Consider the following 15,622-nt stretch of genomic DNA (forward strand, 5'->3'; position numbering starts at 1 on the left):
GCTACCGAGCGCTCCGCGGCGCCGGCCCGTAGGTCAGGCGGCGGAGCAGCGTCTCGGCGGGACCCCGCACGCCGGCCCGGTCGAGCCGGTACGCGACGACGACGGTCAGCAGCCACACCCCGACCGCGACCAGCGACGCCGACCAGCCCGACAGGTGCGCGCCCAGCCCGAGGCCCCAGGCGGTGAGCAGTGGCACGAACAGCAGCGACTGCGCCAGGTAGCCGCTCAGCGAGCGACGGCCGAGCGCGACCAGGGCCCGGACCGGCAGCGGCGCCGTCGGACGGGTGCCGAGCCGGTGCGCGACGAGGCCGAACACCGCCGCGTAGCCGAGCGCGGCGAAGATCCCGGTGGCGATGTGCAGGCCGGCGAACGCACCCGGGTCCGGCAGCGCGATGACGCCGATGTGCACGAGGGCCTGGGCCAGCCCGGCCGACCAGCCGACGGCGATGCCGACGACGGCGGTGCGGCGCAGCAGGGGCAGGTGCGCGCCCGGCTCCTCCAGCACGCGGTGCCGCGCGGCGAGCAGCCCGAGCAGCACCGCGGCGGGCATCACCAGCGTCACGAACGCCCCGGGGATCGCCGACACCCACAGCGCGAGCCGCAGCGGCAGCGTCGCGAACCAGTCCGGGGTGGCGAGGGCGAGCTGCTGCGCGGCGGACGTCGGCGTCGTGCCCCCGGTGAACTGCGCCAGCACGCCCGTCACCGCGGGGACGGCCACGGCGAGACCGACCAGGACCCCGGCCCCGATCCGCAGGGTGCGGTCGCTGCGGTGCAGGAACAGCGGCACCAGCACCAGGCCCAGGACGCCGTAGGTGCCGAGGATGTCGCCCTGCCACAGCAGGGCCGCGTGCAGCAGGCCGAGGGCGAGCAGCCACCAGTGCCGGGTGCGCAGCAGCCGCCGCGCCTGCGCGTCGGTGCCGCCGCCGGCGATCCGGCGGGCGTACAGCTGCCCGATGCCGTAGGCGAACAGGAACCCGAACAGTGTCCAGGCGCGGCCGTCGACGGCGGTGATGGTCACGACCTGGGCGATCCGGTCGGCGAGCCCGCCGTCCGCGGCGTGCAGCAGCGTGGCCCCCAGCTCGGAGGTGTAGGCGAACCAGGGCGCGTGGGCCAGTGCGATCAGCAGCAGCATCGCGCCCCGGGCGAGGTCGGGGGCGAGCGCACGGTCACTCACCGGGGTCGGGGCGACGGTCGCGGCGGACGGCGCGGTGGACATGGGATCTCCTCACGAGGCGGTGGGAGACCATCGGAAACGATGCCGTCGCGTCCGGGTCAAGCGGCGGCCGCCGTATCCTCGCCGGCATGTACTTCACCGACCGCGGCATCGAGGAGCTCGTCGACCGGCGCGGCGACGAGCAGGTCAGCGTCGAGTGGCTGGCCGACCGGCTCCGCGCCTTCGTCGACGCGAACCCGCAGTTCGAGACGGCCGTCGAGCGGCTGTCGAGCTTCCTCGCGCGCGACGACGCCGACGACGAGTGACGCCGCGGGGCCGGGAGGGGACTCACCGGCCCCGCGGCGGGCCGGGGGTCAGAACACGACGACGGAGCGGATGACCTCGCCGTCGCGCATCCGGGCGAAGGCGGTCTCCACGTCGTCGATGCCGATCTCCTCGGTGACCATGTCCTGCAGCGGCAGGCGTCCACCGAGGTGCAGCTCGACCAGCCGCGGGAAGTCCCGCGACGGCAGGCACTCGCCGTACCGGCTGGACCGGATCGCGCCGTCCCGGCGGAAGAAGTCGATCAGCGGGAGGTCGGGGACGGTCGCGTCGGGGTGCGGCACCCCGACCAGGACGAGCGTGCCGGAGGGGCGGCGCGCGTAGAAGGCCTGCTTCCACGTCTGCGGCAGCCCGACCGCGTCGATGACGACGTCGGCCCCGGCCCCGCCGGTGAGCTCGCGGACGCGCTCGACGACGTCGGTGTCCCGGGCGTCGACGGTGTGGTCGGCCCCGAACCCGGTCGCCCACTCCAGCTTCCGCGGGTCGGTGTCGATCCCGATGACGGTGGTCGCACCGGCCGTCCGGGCACCGGCGATGGCGGCGTCGCCGACGCCCCCGCACCCGATCACGGCGACCGTGTGTCCGGGCCGGACGCCACCGGTGGTGACCGCGGCACCGAACCCGGTCGTCACCCCGCAGCCGATGAGCCCGGCGACCTGCGGGCTGATCCGCGGGTCGACCTTCGTGCACTGCCCGGCGTGGACGAGGATCTTCTCGGCGAAGGCCCCGATCCCCATCGCGGTGCCCAGCGGCGTCCCGTCGGTCAGCGTCATCGGGGTGCTCGCGGTGCGCGGCGCCGTGCAGGACCACGGCTCGGCGTCCCGGCAGGACCGGCAGGCACCGCAGACCGCGCGCCAGTTGAGGATCACGAAGTCGCCCGGGGCGACGTCGGTGACGCCCTCGCCCACCGACTCGACGACGCCGGCGGCCTCGTGGCCGAGCAGGATCGGGAAGCGGCCGGGGATGCCGCCGTCGCGGAAGTGCACGTCGGTCTGGCAGACCCCGCAGGCCTGCACGCGGACCACGGCCTCGTCGGGTCCGGGGTCGGGCACCACGACGGTCTCCACGGTGACCGGCTTGCCCAGGTCGAGGGCGACGACGCCGCGGACCTCCTGGCTCATGACGTGCTCCTGTCGTGTTCTCGTGATCCGGCCGGGAGCGCTCCCAGCCGGGGTAGGACGTGCTCGCCGAGCAGTGCGACGGTGCGGCGGGCCACCTCGGCCGGCATCGGGTGCGGCGCGACCCGCACCTGGATCTGGGAGACGCCGGCCCGCCGGTGGTCACGGAGCCGGGAGAGGACCTCGTCCGGGGTGCCGACGAGCACCGGGTCGGGATCACCGTCGGCCCGGCCCACGTCCCACAGCCCGCGGGAGCGGTAGTAGTCCCGCAGCCCGCCGAGGTGCTGCGCGGCGTGGTCGCGGGCCCGGTCGCCGTCGGTGTCGACGACGCAGATGCGGTTGGCCGCGACGGTGCCGGTGCCGCCGGCGTCCCGGTAGGCCGAGGCCTGCCGGGCCAGGACCCGGTCGGAGTAGTTGGTGGCGGCGTAGTAGCCGTCGGCGGCCGACACCGCGCGGTGCACCGCGGCGGCGCCGGACCCGCCGACGAGGACCGGCGGCCCACCGGCCCGCCACGGCGGGGGGACGGCGCCGCCGCCGTCGCGCCACCGCTCGCGCATCCCGGCCAGCACGGTGTCCAGCAGCGCGCCGCCGGCGCGGTCCGGCCCCCCGAACCTCCCGCGCAGCGGGGGCGGCCCGAGCCCGAGGCCGAGCACCAGCCGTCCCTCGCTGAGCTGGTCGAGCAGCGCGGCCTCGGTCGCGAGCCGGTCCGGGTCCTGCGCGCGCACCAGCAGCACCCCGGTGCCGAGGCCCAGGGTCGTCAGCGGGGCCAGGTGCGCCAGCACGAGCAGCGCCGAGGGCAGGTGGAACGGCTCCGGCCGGGCGTGGAAGCTCTCGCCGAGCCACACCGAGTCGAAGCCCGCCCGCTCGGCGGTCTCCAGCAGCGGCCGGGCGCGGCGCAGCTGCGCGGCGACCGGCCCCATCGCGGGCTCGGACCCGAGGTCGAGGGCCAGCCCCAGGGTCATCGACGGGGACATCGACGGAGACGCCGTCATGCCGTCTCCCGGACCCCGGCCACCAGGTCGGCGGCGGCGCTCGCGAGCAGGCTCGCGTCGTTGCCGCCCACGACGAAGTCCGTGCCGTGGTCGAACGCCGTGCGGATCGCCGCCGGCGCCGCGCCGTAGGCCAGCCCGAACACCTTCCCGGCGCCGTGCGCGGCCGCGCGGGCCGTCCCGATGTGGGCGAGCACGTCGTCCGACGACGGCGTGGATCCCGTCGACAGCGCGAGGTCCGCGGCGCCGACGAACAGCCCGGCGACGGCCGGGAGCGCCGCGATCCGCTCCGCGTCGGCGATCCCGGACTCGGCCTCCAGCTGGACGATCAGCATCGCCTCGTCCCGGCCGAAGCCGAGGTAGTCCGGCGTCGGGCGCCGGCCCCAGTGCCCGGCCCGGCTGGTCCCCCCGGACCCGCGGGTGCCCTCCGGGGGGAAGGAGAACGCCCGGGCCACCGCCTCGGCCTGGGCGAGGGAGTCCACCCGTGGGACGAACAGCCCGCAGGCACCGGCGTCGAGCATCAGCTGCACCGTCGACGGCCGGTGGTCCGGGATCCGGACGAACGGGACCAGCCCGTGCGCCCGCGCCGAGGACAGCAGCCAGGCGGCCGTCTCGATCCCGATCGGGGCGTGCTCCAGGTCGACGACGACGAAGTCGAACCCGGCCCCGGCGACGATCTCCACCGGTTCCGGCGCGGCCAGCTTCAGCCAGGTCCCGAGCGCGCGGGCCCCCGGCCGCAGCACCGCCCGCGGCGACACCGGCCCGGTGCCGGTCACGCCGGGAAGTCCTCGGCGTTGCGCACCCAGCCGGGCTTGGCGGAGAAGTCGGCGCGCGGCGGGCAGAAGATGTCGATCAGCCGGTTCTCCCCCGGGCCGTCGGCCTCGGAGGTGTGCACGGTGGGCGGCGGGATGACCGTCAGCGAGGGGCTGCCGACGCCGACGTGCTCGTCCTCGCGCCAGTGGTTGCGGTCGGTGACCCACGGCGTGCGGATGTGGTGGGTGTAGTGGCCGTGGGTCGCCAGCGAGTACTGCTCGAAGTCGTCGTGGTGGTGCGGGGAGAGCGTGTCGGCCGGGCGCGGCCCGTCGTGCGCGGCCAGCAGGTTGACCATGAACGAGCGGCTGCGGAAGATCCGTCCGAACCTCCCCTGCTCGAGCGGGTGGTCCTCGGCCCGGTAGAACCGCACCCGCTCCGGCCCGGGCGGGGCCGGCCACGGCTCGGCCGGTGCGACCCGGGGCGACGGCTCGGCGAACGCGGCGGCGTTGCTCGCGCGCCCGGCCCAGCCCGGCTCGTCGCTGCGGACCAGCAGGGTCAGGTCGGCGGTGCCGGTGTTGTCGATCCGCACGGCGCCGGGCGGCAGAACCGCGACGCCGTGCCCGGCGAGCGCGGTGCTGGCGCCCTCCCAGGTGACGTCGGCGGCCGCCGCGGTGTCGGTGAGGATCAGGACCGTCTCCGAGGAGAAGGTGGTGTCGACGACCGTGCCGGGCCTGCGGGCGGCGACGTGGTGCACCACGGCGTTCTGGCCCCGCGTCGTCCAGGTGTCCCCCGCGTCGGTCGTGGTCGCGGGGAGCACGGTGAAGTCGAGGTACTGGGCGGCGGCGATGGGCCGGGTCCGGTCGATCCCGGCGGCCTGGGACGCGAGGGTGCGGCGCGGGTCGGTGGTGGGGGTGAGGTCGGTGGTCACGGGAGTCCTCCTGTGCGGTCGGCGACGCGTCTACTCGGCGATGCCGAGCAGGTGGGCGGGGTTGTCGACGACCATCCGGCGCAGGTCCTTCTCGTCCAGACCGAGGTCGAGCAGCGCCTCGCAGGTGCCCAGCCACGCGTCCACCGGGGCGGGGTTGCCGCGCTGGCCGGCGTCCGAGGCCAGCACGGTGTGCTCCGGACCGATCCGGGAGATCCACTCGAACAGCGTCTCCGGCTCGAAGTGCCGGTTCTCCCGGTGCGGGTTGTACATCCCGACCTCGTGCTCGACGTAGGCGCCGAGCCCGACGAACTCCTCGCAGGTCTCGGGCTCGGCACCGATCACGAAGTTCGGGTGGCTGATCACGAGCTTGTCCATCCCGGCCGCCCGGGCCTCGGTGAACAGCACCCGGATCTGGTCGGGGTACATGTGCCCGGCGTTGAGCACCGCACCGGCCTCCCGGACGATCCCGACGACCTCGCGGGCCTCGGCGGTCAGCCCGCCGTCGGGCCCGACCACGTCGATCCGCTCGATCGTGGTGTGCACGGTCGAGGTCGGGAAGTGGCCGCCCTCGGGGTGGCAGTCGATGTGCCGGCCCGAGCTGATGGTCGGGAACCACACGACCTTGCCGCCCATCGACAGCGACAGCCGCACGGCGTGCGGGTTGACGCCGCCGACCGGGCTGTTCAGCGCGATCCCGCCGAACACCTCGGTCGGGATCGACGCCAGCTGGTTGGCCTGCGCGAGCACGTCCATCACGGTGTTGTGGTGGTGCGACTTGACCACCATCGCCCGCATCCCGAGCCGGTCCCAGCCGTCCTGCGCGGCCTCGTAGTGCAGGAACCGCCGCGGGTAGGGGCTGGGGCCCGAGTGGACGTGCATGTCGATCAGGCCGCGCAGCGCGGCGAGGACGGCGTCGGACATGGGAGCGGTGTCCTTCCTGCGTGCCGCGGTGGCGGCACGGGTCGTGGGAGGCGGATGGAGCGGGGCGGGGTGGTCAGGACCCCGCGGACGGCGTGACCTCGGACGGGGTGAAGTCGCCGATGGCCGCACCGGCGCCCGAGTCGAGGACGTCCTCGACCGGCGGCTTCCCGGTGATCAGTCCGGCACCGAGCGCCCAGTCGGCGAAGCGGTCGACCGCCGCCGGGTCGATCTCGGTCCACGAGGTGCTCTGCGGGTCCGGGATGAGGGCGCCGAGCCGGGTCTCGATCATCGCGACGCCGTCCTCCAGGGCCTTCTGCTCGTCCTGGCCGGGGCCTGGGCGGGTCTCCGGCTTGGAGTCCCAGACGGCGCGCACGGCGTCCTCGGGGTGCTGCCGGCTCCAGGCCAGCGCCTTGGCGACGGCCCGGCCGAGCTTCGCGTAGGCCTCGGGGTTCTCGGCGAGCGCGGACTTCTGGGCGAGCAGCCCACCGCCGAAGAGCTGGTCCAGCCCGGGGACCGGGATGTCGGTGACCGCGATGCCCTGCGAGCGCAGGCTGGTGTAGAGGGTGTCGTACATGGCGAGCGCGTCGACGTCGCCGCCCCGCACCGCCGTGACCTGCTGGGCGCCGACGCCGATCGGCACGATCGTCACGTCCTTCTCGCTCATGCCCTCGGCCTTCAGCGCGGTGCGCAGCAGGGTCGCCCCGGTGCTGTTCGCGTTGGTGACGCCGACCCGCTTGCCCCGCAGGTCGGCCACCGAGGCGATGCCGCTTCCGGGCACCGCGGCCAGGCCGTAGATGACGTGGCCGTAGAAGGGCATGAAGTACTGCAGGTCGGTGCCCTGCTGGGCCGCGATCATGACCGGCTCGGGGGTGGCGACGGCGACGTCGGCGTTCCCGCCGATGATCTGCTGGGCGGCCTCGGTCCCGGACTTCGCGGTGCTGAAGGTCGCCTGGACGCCCTCCTCGCGGAGGAAGCCGAGCCGGTCGGCGAGGGTGATCGAGCCGGTCTCCACGCTCCAGGCGGCCGTGGTGACCACGACGTTGAGCGTGTTCCCCGAGCCCGGGTCGGCGGAGGAGCCGCAGGCGCCGAGCCCGGCGACCAGGGCCGCGGCGGTGGCGACGACGCCGAGGCGGCGCAGCAGAGTGCTGCTGTTCATCAGATGCCTGCCTTCGTGGGAGGTGTCCGTGGAGGGGCGGGCACCACGCGTGGCTCTCGAACGCCCCGACTCGCGTCGCACCGGATGACCGCATCCCGAACTATAAGTTCGCATCCCGACATGTCAAGACTGCGCTGTCTGCGACGGATCGACTACAGATCCGATTGATGCTTGTGCGCGGCCCTTGTCGCGCCCTATCCTCGCAACACGCAGATCGCTATACGATTACCTGGAGGCCACGGCGTATGAGCGGCGACACGGTTCCCCTCCCGGACGTCGGCTCCCGGTCGACCGGCGACATCCAGGCCGTCGCCCGTACCGCGCAGATCCTGGCGCTCTTCGGCCCGTCCCGGCCCACCCTGACGGTCGCGCAGGGGGCGACGCTGCTCGGGCTGAACCGGACCACGACCAACCGCTACTTCATGTCGCTGGTGGCGGCCGAGCTGCTGGAACGCTGCCCGGACCAGCAGGCCTCGTTTCAGCCGTCCCGGCTGCTCTACCAGCTCGGGGCCTTCGCCCTGGGCCGCCAGCAGGTCACCGAGATCGCACCCCCGGTGATGCGCGACCTGTCGGCCGACGCCCACCTCACCGTCGCGATGGCCCTGTGGGGTGCGGGTGGTCCCGTCGTCGTCCACGTCGAGCAGCACGTCACCTGGGGCGCGGCCGTCACCGTCCGCGTCGGTCACCAGCTCGCCAGCGACGCCGCACAGACCCAGGTCTTCCTGGCCTTCCACCCGGACCGCTTCGCCATCGAGCGTCTGCTCGGGACCGTCCCCGGTGCCCAGCGCGAGGACCTCAACGAGCGGGCCGAGCAGGTGCGGGCCAGCGGGATCGGCAGCACCACGACCTCCGCGGGTGTCCGCATCCTGGCCGCGCCGGTGTTCGGCGCCCGGGGACTGGCCGCCACGATCGCGGTGATCGGCACCGCCACCGCGCTGGCGCCGGGGTCCGCGGCCCGCGAGGAGTCCCTGCTCACCGCCGCGGCGATGCGCCTGACGGACCTGATGGGCGGGACGTGGCCGCTGCCGGTGCCCGACGCCGCCGCCGGGCCGGAGTCCGGCACCGCCTGACCCGGCCCTCTCCCCCGAACCGTGCACAGAGGAGTGCCCCCATGACTCTGGCCACGACCGACGCCGTCGCACTGACCGGCGTGCACAAGAGCTACACCAGCAAGCGGGGTGGCGAGGTCGTCGCCCTCGACGACGTCGACCTCGCCGTCCCGCAGGGACAGTTCCTGTCCATCGTGGGCCCGAGCGGCTGCGGCAAGAGCACCCTCCTGAAGATCATCATGGGGCAGACCCGCCTGACCCACGGCTCGCTGAGCTTCGGCGGCGAGCTGCTCCCGGGCCGGCACCGTCTCGGCATGGTCTTCCAGCAGGCGTTGCTGCTGCCCTGGCGGACCGTGCGGCAGAACCTGCTGCTGTCCCACGACCTCAACGGCGCCCCGGCCGAGGGGTCGGACCGGATCGCCGACGAGATGCTGGCCAAGCTGGGCCTGTCCGACTTCGCCGACAAGTACCCCAACGAGCTCTCCGGCGGGATGCAGCAGCGGGTCGGCATCGGGCGCGCCCTGGTGCACGACCCGCAGATCCTGATGATGGACGAGCCGTTCGGCGCACTGGACGCGCTCACCCGCGACCAGCTCGGGATGGACCTGCTCGAGATCTGGGAACGGGACCGCAAGACGGTCCTGTTCGTCACCCACAGCGTCCCCGAGTCCGTCCTGCTGTCCGACCGGGTGGTGGTCATGACCGCCCGTCCCGGCCGGATCGCCGAGGTCATCGACATCGACCTGCCCCGCCCGCGGGTCCTCGAGACGATCAACACCCCCGAGTTCGGGAGCTACGTGACCCGGATCCGCAGGCTCCTCAACTCCGAGCACAGTGCCCACTGAGCGCCCGCCCCGCCCCACCACGGAGACAGACATGACGACGACGCCGGACCGCAGCACCTCCGTCCGGACGCCCCCCGCCACCGCCCGGCCGCCCCGCCGGCGGCTGGTCGACCAACCCGGCTGGCTGCTCGCGTCCGGGCTCGCCGTCCTGCTCCTGGCGGTGTGGGAGGCCGCCGTGGTCGTCTTCGACGTCTCGGCGCTGATCGTCCCCGCCCCCTCGACGGTGGCGCGGTCGCTGTGGGTCGGGCTGACCGACGGCTCCCTGCTCCCGCACGCGTGGGTCACGCTGCAGGAGATCCTGCTGGGCTTCCTGCTGGCCGTCGTCGCCGCGCTGTCGGTGGCGTTCCTGGTCACCCAGTCGCGGCTGGTCGACAAGGCGGTCTTCCCGCTGGTCGTCGCGACCCAGACCATCCCGAAGGTCGCCATCGCGCCGGTCCTGCTGATCTGGTTCGGGACCGGGATGACCTCCAAGGTCGTCACGACCGCGCTGCTGGCCTTCTTCCCGCTTCTGGTCAACGCGATCCACGGGCTGTGCTCGACCGACCCCGACCAGATCGCGATGTTCCGCTCGTTCGGCGCCACCCGCGGACAGGTCTTCCGCAGGCTGCAGTTCCCCAGCGCGCTCCCGAGCATCGTGGCCGGGCTCGACGTCGCCGCCATCTTCGCGGTGACCGGCGCGATCGTCGCCGAGTTCGTCGGGTCGACCGAGGGCCTGGGCTACGCCATCCAGGCCACGAACTTCACCCTCGACGTGTCCCGGACGTTCGCGGTGCTCGTCCTGCTGTCCGCGATCGGCATCACCCTGCACTTCATCATCACCGGGGTCGGCAGGCGCGTGGTGTTCTGGGCGAACGACGCGACCCGCATCGACCACTGACCCGCCCGTCACGGGGCGGCCGGCCGCCCGGCCGCCCCGTGACCACAACGACCACACGGCACGCAGCGACCACTACGTGGGCTGTGTCCGCAAGCGGGACCGGGGCCGGGGCCCGGACCTAGCGTTGCTCCTCGACACATCCGTCGAGGAGGAGCACCGATGCTCATCGTTCTCGGGTCCGCGATGATCGCGGTCTTCATGTACCTGATCCTGGCGAAGCGGCTCGCGCCGACGCTGGCGCTGGTACTCGTCCCGCTGACCTTCGCCCTCGTGGCGACCGGCACCGGCCTGTCCGAACCGGGCGAGGACGGCGTCGTCGACTCGATCTCGTCGGCGTTCAAGGACTTCGCGCCGACGGCCGTGCTGCTGTTCTTCGCGATCATCTTCTTCGGCACGATGATTGACGTCGGGCTGTTCGACCCGCTGATCCGCTTCGTGCTGCGCACGGTGAAGAACGACCCGGTGCGCCTGGTCGTGCTGACCGCGGTGCTCGCCGGTGTCGTCTCCCTCGACGGCGACGGCTCGACCACCTTCATCATCACGGTGTCCGCGCTGCTGCCGATCTACCTGCGGCTCGGGCTGAGCCCGGTGGTGCTGACCGTCGTCGCCAACCTCGCGAACGGCGTGCTCAACATCCTGCCCTGGGGCGGCCCCACGATCCGCGCCGCGACGGTGCTGAACGTGTCGCCCTCGGAGCTGTTCAACCCGATGGTCCCGGGCATGGTGGCCGGCATCGCCACCGTGCTGCTGCTGGCCTGGCAGCTGGGCCGTTCCGAGCGCAGGCGGCTGCTCGCCTCGGGCCGCACGCTGTCGGTCGTCGCCGACGAGATCATGGCGGTGCGCGAGCCCGCCCTGGTCGGCGGGGGCACCGGCACCGACGGCACGCACGGCACCGACCGGCCGGCGTCCGGCTCCGCCGGGGGCTCCTCCGACGCCGACGACGCCGACGACGACGCCGCCCTCGAGGGCACGCTGGACCCGAACCGCCCGACGCTGCGGCCGAAGCTGATCTGGTTCAACCTCGGGCTCACCGTCGCGCTGCTGGTGCTGCTGGGCATGGACGTCCTGCCGCTGTCGCTGGTGTTCGTCGCGGCCGCCGCGATCGCCCTGGTCGTGAACTTCCCGAAGCCCGAGGACCAGCTCCGGGCGGTGACCTCGCACGCCACCTCGATCGTCGGTGTCGTGTCCATGGTGTTCGCCGCCGCGGTCCTGGTCGGGGTGCTGTCGGGCACCGGCATGGTGACGGCGATGGCGAACGGGATCGTCTCGGCCGTGCCGCCGTCGGTCGGCTCCTGGTTCGCGGTGATCACCGGTGTGCTGAGCATGCCGCTGACGTTCTTCCTCACCAACGACGCGTTCTACTTCGGCATCCTGCCGATCCTCACCGAGGCCGCGGGCCACTACGGCATCGCCCCGGTGGAGATGGCCCGCGCGTCGATCATCGGCCAGCCGGTGCACATGACCAGCCCGCTGGTCCCGGCGCTGCTGCTGCTCGTCTCGCTCGCGAAGGTCAACCTGGCCGACCACCACCGCAGGGTGATCTGGCGGGCCGCGGTCTGCTCGCTGGTGATGCTCGGGGTCGCGCTGCTGCTGGGCGTCGTCCCGCTGGGCTGACCGCCCGCCCACGATCCGGTGCCGCACACGCGGTACGCCGGGGAGGGGCGGACGGCGACCACCGGCCCCGGACCCCCGGCACGACCGTCGAGATGCAGCTCAGGGCTGCCCGCCACCCGCGTGGCCGGCCCGGGGCTGCATCTCGGCGTGTCCGGCCCGGGCGGGTGCGGCGTGCGGGGCGGGGTCAGTCGTCGTCGCGGCGCAGGCGGAACAGCCGCCGGTCGCCCGAGGAGCGCAGCTCGCGCAGGGCCTCGTCGGCGGCCTCCTCCAGCGCGGCGTGCTCGTCGGGGTCGGCCCGCAGGTCGGGTCGCGGCCGGGGACGCCCCGGCTCCTCGGCCGACCACATCAGCTGCAACGCCGCCTCCCAGCGCAGCTCGAACATGCCGCGGGCCAGGGTGAGCCGGTCCGCGGCGTCGCGCAGCTCCCGCTCGGTGCCGCGCAGCTCGCGGCGCAGCTCCTCGGCCCGCCGGGCGTCGCGTTCCCGCAGGTCGACGACGGCACCGGCCAGCTCGGCCACGACCGCGCGGTAGCGCTCGACGGCACTCACATCCCACCTCCGGCGAGGGTGTCCGGGCCGCCGCCGCCCGCGTCGGTCAGGATGACCAGCTGCGGGCGGCCGTGCCGGGAGCGGTCGAGGAACAGCGCGCGCCCCGGCGTCGGCGTCCAGTCCAGCGGCTGTCCGCCCAGCAGCGGCACCAGGTCGGTGCCCTGCACGCCGGTCGCCACCCAGGCCCCCAGGTCGTCGATCGCCGCACCCGGCGGGGCCAGCAGCGTCTTCAGCCGCTGCGCGCCCTGCCACCAGCCCAGCACGTGCACCCCGGCCCCGGGCCCGTGGCGCAGCAGCGCCCGCAGGTCCTCGGTGCCGGTGCGGTCCAGCATCGACTCCGCCGCGTCGGCGCCGAACACCACGACCAGCAGCGACGCGTGTCCCCCACCGCCGCCCGACGCGGCCCGGGCACGGACCGTCGCCGCCAGCTCGGCGACGCGGGCGGCGAACCCGTCGGCGGACACCTTCTCCACCGTGCCGGGCAGGTCCGGGGCGAGCGCGCCCGCGGCGGCCGCCGCGTCCGGGGCCAGCGGCACGAGCAGGACCTGCGCGCCGGCCGGGTCGGGCAGCGACACCACCACCGAGCGGACGGCCGAGCACAGCAGCGGGACCGCGACGCGGGCGTCGGGCCCGATCACCCCGAGGTTGCGGCCGGGGCCGTCGGACAACTCGGCGGCCGCGGGGCTGCCGTGCACGTCGACGAACTGCCCGACCAGCGCGCGGGGCACGCCGTCGGCGGGCAGCCGGGCGGCCAGCGCGTCGTGGGAGGGGGCACGGGCGCCGTCGAAGACGACCGGCTCCGGGGTGTCGGGGAAGTCGGTGAACGCGGTGACCTGGACGTCGCGGACCACCGGGCCGCCCGCCTCGGGCAGCCGTACCACGTGGTTGCCGTGCGCGACGCCCGAGTCGTGGTTGACGATCGCGTGCCAGCGCGGGAGCGCCAGCGCCGCCTCGTTGTCCTGGGCGAGGATCCGCCGCGCGCGGGGCAGCGCGATCCGCAGGACGAACTGCTCGAAGATCGCCGAGCGGCCCCACAGCGCGTCGATGCCGGAGACGTCCTGGCTGGCCAGGACCAGGTGCACACCCTGCGAGCGGCCGCGCCGGGCGACGTCCTCCAGCAGCGCGGTCGCCTCGGCGCTGACGGCGTCGCGGCCGGTGAACAGGAACTGGAACTCGTCGATGACCGCGACGATCCGCGGCAGCCGCAGGTCGGGGCGCTCCACCCGGAGCTCGGCCAGCTTGGTCGCGCCGTGCCGGCGGGCGGCCTCGGCGCGGCTGCGCATGACCTCGGACAGGTGGCGCAGCAGCGCCAGCCCGAACTCCCGGTCGGTGTTGATGTTGACACCGATCAGCCGGGCCTGCGGGAGCCGGTCGGCGCGGTGGCCCTCCGGGTCCGGGGCGAACGGGGTGAACGACACCCCCTCCTTGAAGTCGAGCAGGTACAGCTCGACCTCGTCCGGGCCGTAGTGCGCGGCGAGACCGGCGATCCAGGCCAGCAGCAGGTTCGTCTTGCCCGACCCGCTGGGCCCGCCGACGAGCGCGTGCGGGGAATGGTCGTCGAGGCTCAGCTCGGCGGGGATGCCGTCCTCGTGCCCGACGACGACCTTCAGCCCGTCGTGCGAGCGGCCCTCGCCGCGCCGCCGGGGCAGCATGTCCTTGAACGCGCCCAGCCGTCCGCGCCACTGCTCGTGCCCGGCGGCGATCGCCTCGCACACCGCGGTGACGTCGTCGGCCGGTACCGGCGGGTCCGGCTCGACGAGCACGTGCGGCCCGGTCATCGAGGTCCGCACCGGGACCGGCAGCCGGTCGTCGGCCGGGTCGACGCCCGGCGGGTCCCCGAAGTCGACGGTCTCCACCGGACGCGGCAGCGCCGCCGGGACGTCGAGCAGCACCAGCTGCACCCCCGCCGCGACACCGCCGCGCGCCACCCGCTGCAGCTGGCGCAGCTCGGCCTCGGGCAGCTCGCGGCCGTTGCCGACGAGCACCGCCACCAGCCACGCCTCGGGCCGCTCCCCCGTGCGGTCGGCGAGCTCGCGCAGCGAGGTGGCGCCGTCGGCGAGCACCCGGGTCTGCACCCGGCGGATCCGGTCCGCGAGCTGGTCCAGCAGCCGCCCCAGCCGGGTCGGGTCGTGCACGGTCAGCAGCCCGGTGCGGGTCAGCGGGTACAGCCCGGGCAGGGCGCCTGCGAGCTGGCCGACGTCCCAGACGTGCACGTTCACCGCGCCCGGCCGGAAGTGCCGCACGGTGCGCAGGACCAGCTGCTCGACCATCGCCTCGGCCCGGTCGCGGGAGCGCGGCGTCGACACCACCTGCAGGTGCGCGCCGTCGAGCAGCGGGACCGCGACCCGGAACGGGGCACCGCCCTCCACCGAGCCGGTGCCGAGCACCCACATCTCCGGGACCGGACCGGTCGGCTCGACGGCGCCCGCGACCGGCTTCCAGTCGGCCGGGGCGTCCCCGGCGGCGCCGGGGGTGGCGTCGGCGACGATCTCCGACAGCGTCCGGGGCGAGTCGCCCTGCCAGCGGTCGAACACGTGCGCCCGGTCCTCGGCGACCCGGGCGAGGACGCCGGCGAGCCGCGGGTTGCCGAGCACCCGGGCCAGCCCCGGGTCGCGGCGCGCGGCGTCGTGCCCGGTCTCGCGCAGCCACAGCTCCGCCATGACCTCGGCGTGCCGGGCCGCGGCCCGGTCGCGGCGGCCCTCCGCCGCACCCAGTGCCCGCGACGCCGCCCGGTGGAACCCGTCGAAGGCGGACCGGATCCGCTCGCGACGGTTCGGGCGACGGGCCATCAGGGGCGGGCGGGCGCGGTCAGAGCCGCGAGGCGACGTCGTCGGCGGACTGCATGGCGATGTGCAGGGCCTGCTCGACCTCGTCGATCTTCTCCGACGCGGCGGCGAAGCGGGCGCGGGCGTCGTCGGCGTCGTTCTGGGCGGTGCCGTAGATGTTCTGCGAGAACGCGGCGCCGGCCTCCTCGATGGCCTGGCGGGCGTGCCGCAGCGCGCCGAGGCTCTCGGTGGCCTGCTGGTTGGCCCGCCCGATCCCGGCCCGGATCTCGTCGATGTTCGCCATGCCCACCCTCCGTGCGTGCGCGTGCGGCGACCGTGACCCGGCCGACGCCGCGGCCAATCTATCGGCCGGTCCCGGTACCCGTTCATGGTGCGCCGGGCGTGCACCGCCTGCAACGGCGGGGTGCGCCGTGTGTCGTAGCCCGTCGCCGCGATCGGGGGGTCCGATACGTCCGTTCGTGACCCTTCCGCGCTGGAATGCACCGCCCCGCTCGCCTAGCGTGCTCGGCGAACCCGCGCGATCCCTCCCACGACGCCGTGATCG

The 15,622-nt window shown here is 74.5% G+C and carries 15 protein-coding genes; 5 read left to right on the plus strand and 10 right to left on the minus strand.

The genetic code is table 11. From position 1 onward, the window contains the following. Position 1: 1 nt before the first annotated feature. Positions 2-1,216, minus strand: coding sequence for a DUF418 domain-containing protein (locus KPL60_RS26155; RefSeq protein ID WP_226367503.1), 1,215 nt, complete (start codon positions 1,214-1,216; stop codon positions 2-4). 86 nt (positions 1,217-1,302) lie between these two features. On the opposite strand from KPL60_RS26155, the gene KPL60_RS26160 reads away from it, so the two are divergent. Next, complete coding sequence (locus KPL60_RS26160) at positions 1,303-1,479, plus strand: DUF6104 family protein (RefSeq protein ID WP_020623156.1); 177 nt, start codon at positions 1,303-1,305, stop codon at positions 1,477-1,479. A 48-nt stretch (positions 1,480-1,527) separates the two neighbouring features. Here KPL60_RS26160 and KPL60_RS26165 read toward each other — a convergent pair whose 3' ends face one another. The 6 genes from KPL60_RS26165 to KPL60_RS26190 form a co-directional block, all read right to left on the minus strand. Further along, on the minus strand, positions 1,528-2,616 hold the full coding sequence (locus KPL60_RS26165; RefSeq protein WP_226350017.1) for an S-(hydroxymethyl)mycothiol dehydrogenase: 1,089 nt from the start codon (positions 2,614-2,616) through the stop codon (positions 1,528-1,530). After that, on the minus strand, positions 2,613-3,605 hold the full coding sequence (locus KPL60_RS26170; protein ID WP_226367504.1) for an LLM class flavin-dependent oxidoreductase: 993 nt from the start codon (positions 3,603-3,605) through the stop codon (positions 2,613-2,615). Before KPL60_RS26170 ends, KPL60_RS26165 begins: the two co-directional genes overlap by 4 nt. After that, positions 3,602-4,378, minus strand: a complete 777-nt coding sequence (locus tag KPL60_RS26175) for an HpcH/HpaI aldolase/citrate lyase family protein (RefSeq protein WP_226367505.1) — start codon at positions 4,376-4,378, stop codon at positions 3,602-3,604. Before KPL60_RS26175 ends, KPL60_RS26170 begins: the two co-directional genes overlap by 4 nt. Further along, positions 4,375-5,283 (minus strand): hypothetical protein, encoded by a 909-nt coding sequence (locus tag KPL60_RS26180; RefSeq protein WP_226367506.1) that lies wholly within the window; start codon positions 5,281-5,283, stop codon positions 4,375-4,377. The genes KPL60_RS26175 and KPL60_RS26180 overlap by 4 nt, the downstream gene beginning before the upstream one ends. A gap of 30 nt (positions 5,284-5,313) precedes the next feature. Continuing rightward, the gene (locus tag KPL60_RS26185; RefSeq protein WP_226367507.1) at positions 5,314-6,204 is read right to left on the minus strand and encodes a DUF6282 family protein; all 891 of its coding nucleotides are present in this window, start codon (positions 6,202-6,204) and stop codon (positions 5,314-5,316) included. A gap of 73 nt (positions 6,205-6,277) precedes the next feature. After that, a complete protein-coding gene (locus KPL60_RS26190; protein WP_226367508.1) occupies positions 6,278-7,360 on the minus strand; it encodes an ABC transporter substrate-binding protein in 1,083 nt (360 codons plus the stop codon). A 245-nt stretch (positions 7,361-7,605) separates the two neighbouring features. Between KPL60_RS26190 and KPL60_RS26195 the strand changes: the two genes are divergently transcribed. From KPL60_RS26195 to KPL60_RS26210, 4 genes are all read left to right on the plus strand, one after another. Continuing rightward, positions 7,606-8,430 carry an IclR family transcriptional regulator gene (locus KPL60_RS26195; RefSeq protein WP_226367509.1) on the plus strand — a complete coding sequence of 275 codons (825 nt, stop codon included), beginning with the start codon at positions 7,606-7,608 and terminating at the stop codon, positions 8,428-8,430. A 41-nt stretch (positions 8,431-8,471) separates the two neighbouring features. Beyond that, entirely contained in the window at positions 8,472-9,254 is a 783-nt protein-coding gene (locus KPL60_RS26200; RefSeq protein ID WP_226350010.1) for an ABC transporter ATP-binding protein, read from the plus strand. 31 nt (positions 9,255-9,285) lie between these two features. Further along, positions 9,286-10,131: an ABC transporter permease gene (locus tag KPL60_RS26205; RefSeq protein ID WP_226367510.1), complete on the plus strand. Its 846-nt coding sequence runs from the start codon at positions 9,286-9,288 to the stop codon at positions 10,129-10,131. Between the two features lie 159 nt (positions 10,132-10,290). Beyond that, positions 10,291-11,745 (plus strand): CitMHS family transporter, encoded by a 1,455-nt coding sequence (locus tag KPL60_RS26210; protein WP_226367511.1) that lies wholly within the window; start codon positions 10,291-10,293, stop codon positions 11,743-11,745. 184 nt (positions 11,746-11,929) lie between these two features. Here the strand turns inward: KPL60_RS26210 and KPL60_RS26215 are convergent, their stop codons facing one another. Genes KPL60_RS26215 through KPL60_RS26225 form a run of 3 tightly spaced genes read right to left on the minus strand, consistent with a single transcriptional unit; the run spans position 11,930 to position 15,361 of the window. Beyond that, complete coding sequence (locus KPL60_RS26215) at positions 11,930-12,292, minus strand: hypothetical protein (protein WP_139283056.1); 363 nt, start codon at positions 12,290-12,292, stop codon at positions 11,930-11,932. Then, the gene (locus tag KPL60_RS26220; RefSeq protein ID WP_226367512.1) at positions 12,289-15,081 is read right to left on the minus strand and encodes an FtsK/SpoIIIE domain-containing protein; all 2,793 of its coding nucleotides are present in this window, start codon (positions 15,079-15,081) and stop codon (positions 12,289-12,291) included. The genes KPL60_RS26215 and KPL60_RS26220 overlap by 4 nt, the downstream gene beginning before the upstream one ends. A gap of 19 nt (positions 15,082-15,100) precedes the next feature. After that, complete coding sequence (locus KPL60_RS26225; protein ID WP_020623160.1) at positions 15,101-15,361, minus strand: hypothetical protein; 261 nt, start codon at positions 15,359-15,361, stop codon at positions 15,101-15,103. Positions 15,362-15,622 lie beyond the last annotated feature (261 nt).

The sequence above is a fragment of the Pseudonocardia sp. ICBG162 genome (assembly GCF_020496225.1).
GTDB classification, from domain to species: domain Bacteria; phylum Actinomycetota; class Actinomycetes; order Mycobacteriales; family Pseudonocardiaceae; genus Pseudonocardia; species Pseudonocardia alni.

Coding starts and splice junctions, on each gene's coding strand:
- KPL60_RS26195 (WP_226367509.1), top strand. CDS start 7,606: ATGAGCGGCGACACGGTTCCCCTCCCGGACGTCGGCTCCCGGTCGACC.
- KPL60_RS26220 (WP_226367512.1), bottom strand. CDS start 15,081: ATGGCCCGTCGCCCGAACCGTCGCGAGCGGATCCGGTCCGCCTTCGAC.
- KPL60_RS26155 (WP_226367503.1), bottom strand. CDS start 1,216: ATGTCCACCGCGCCGTCCGCCGCGACCGTCGCCCCGACCCCGGTGAGT.
- KPL60_RS26190 (WP_226367508.1), bottom strand. CDS start 7,360: ATGAACAGCAGCACTCTGCTGCGCCGCCTCGGCGTCGTCGCCACCGCC.
- KPL60_RS26160 (WP_020623156.1), top strand. CDS start 1,303: ATGTACTTCACCGACCGCGGCATCGAGGAGCTCGTCGACCGGCGCGGC.
- KPL60_RS26200 (WP_226350010.1), top strand. CDS start 8,472: ATGACTCTGGCCACGACCGACGCCGTCGCACTGACCGGCGTGCACAAG.
- KPL60_RS26205 (WP_226367510.1), top strand. CDS start 9,286: ATGACGACGACGCCGGACCGCAGCACCTCCGTCCGGACGCCCCCCGCC.
- KPL60_RS26170 (WP_226367504.1), bottom strand. CDS start 3,605: ATGACGGCGTCTCCGTCGATGTCCCCGTCGATGACCCTGGGGCTGGCC.
- KPL60_RS26210 (WP_226367511.1), top strand. CDS start 10,291: ATGCTCATCGTTCTCGGGTCCGCGATGATCGCGGTCTTCATGTACCTG.
- KPL60_RS26225 (WP_020623160.1), bottom strand. CDS start 15,361: ATGGCGAACATCGACGAGATCCGGGCCGGGATCGGGCGGGCCAACCAG.
- KPL60_RS26185 (WP_226367507.1), bottom strand. CDS start 6,204: ATGTCCGACGCCGTCCTCGCCGCGCTGCGCGGCCTGATCGACATGCAC.
- KPL60_RS26165 (WP_226350017.1), bottom strand. CDS start 2,616: ATGAGCCAGGAGGTCCGCGGCGTCGTCGCCCTCGACCTGGGCAAGCCG.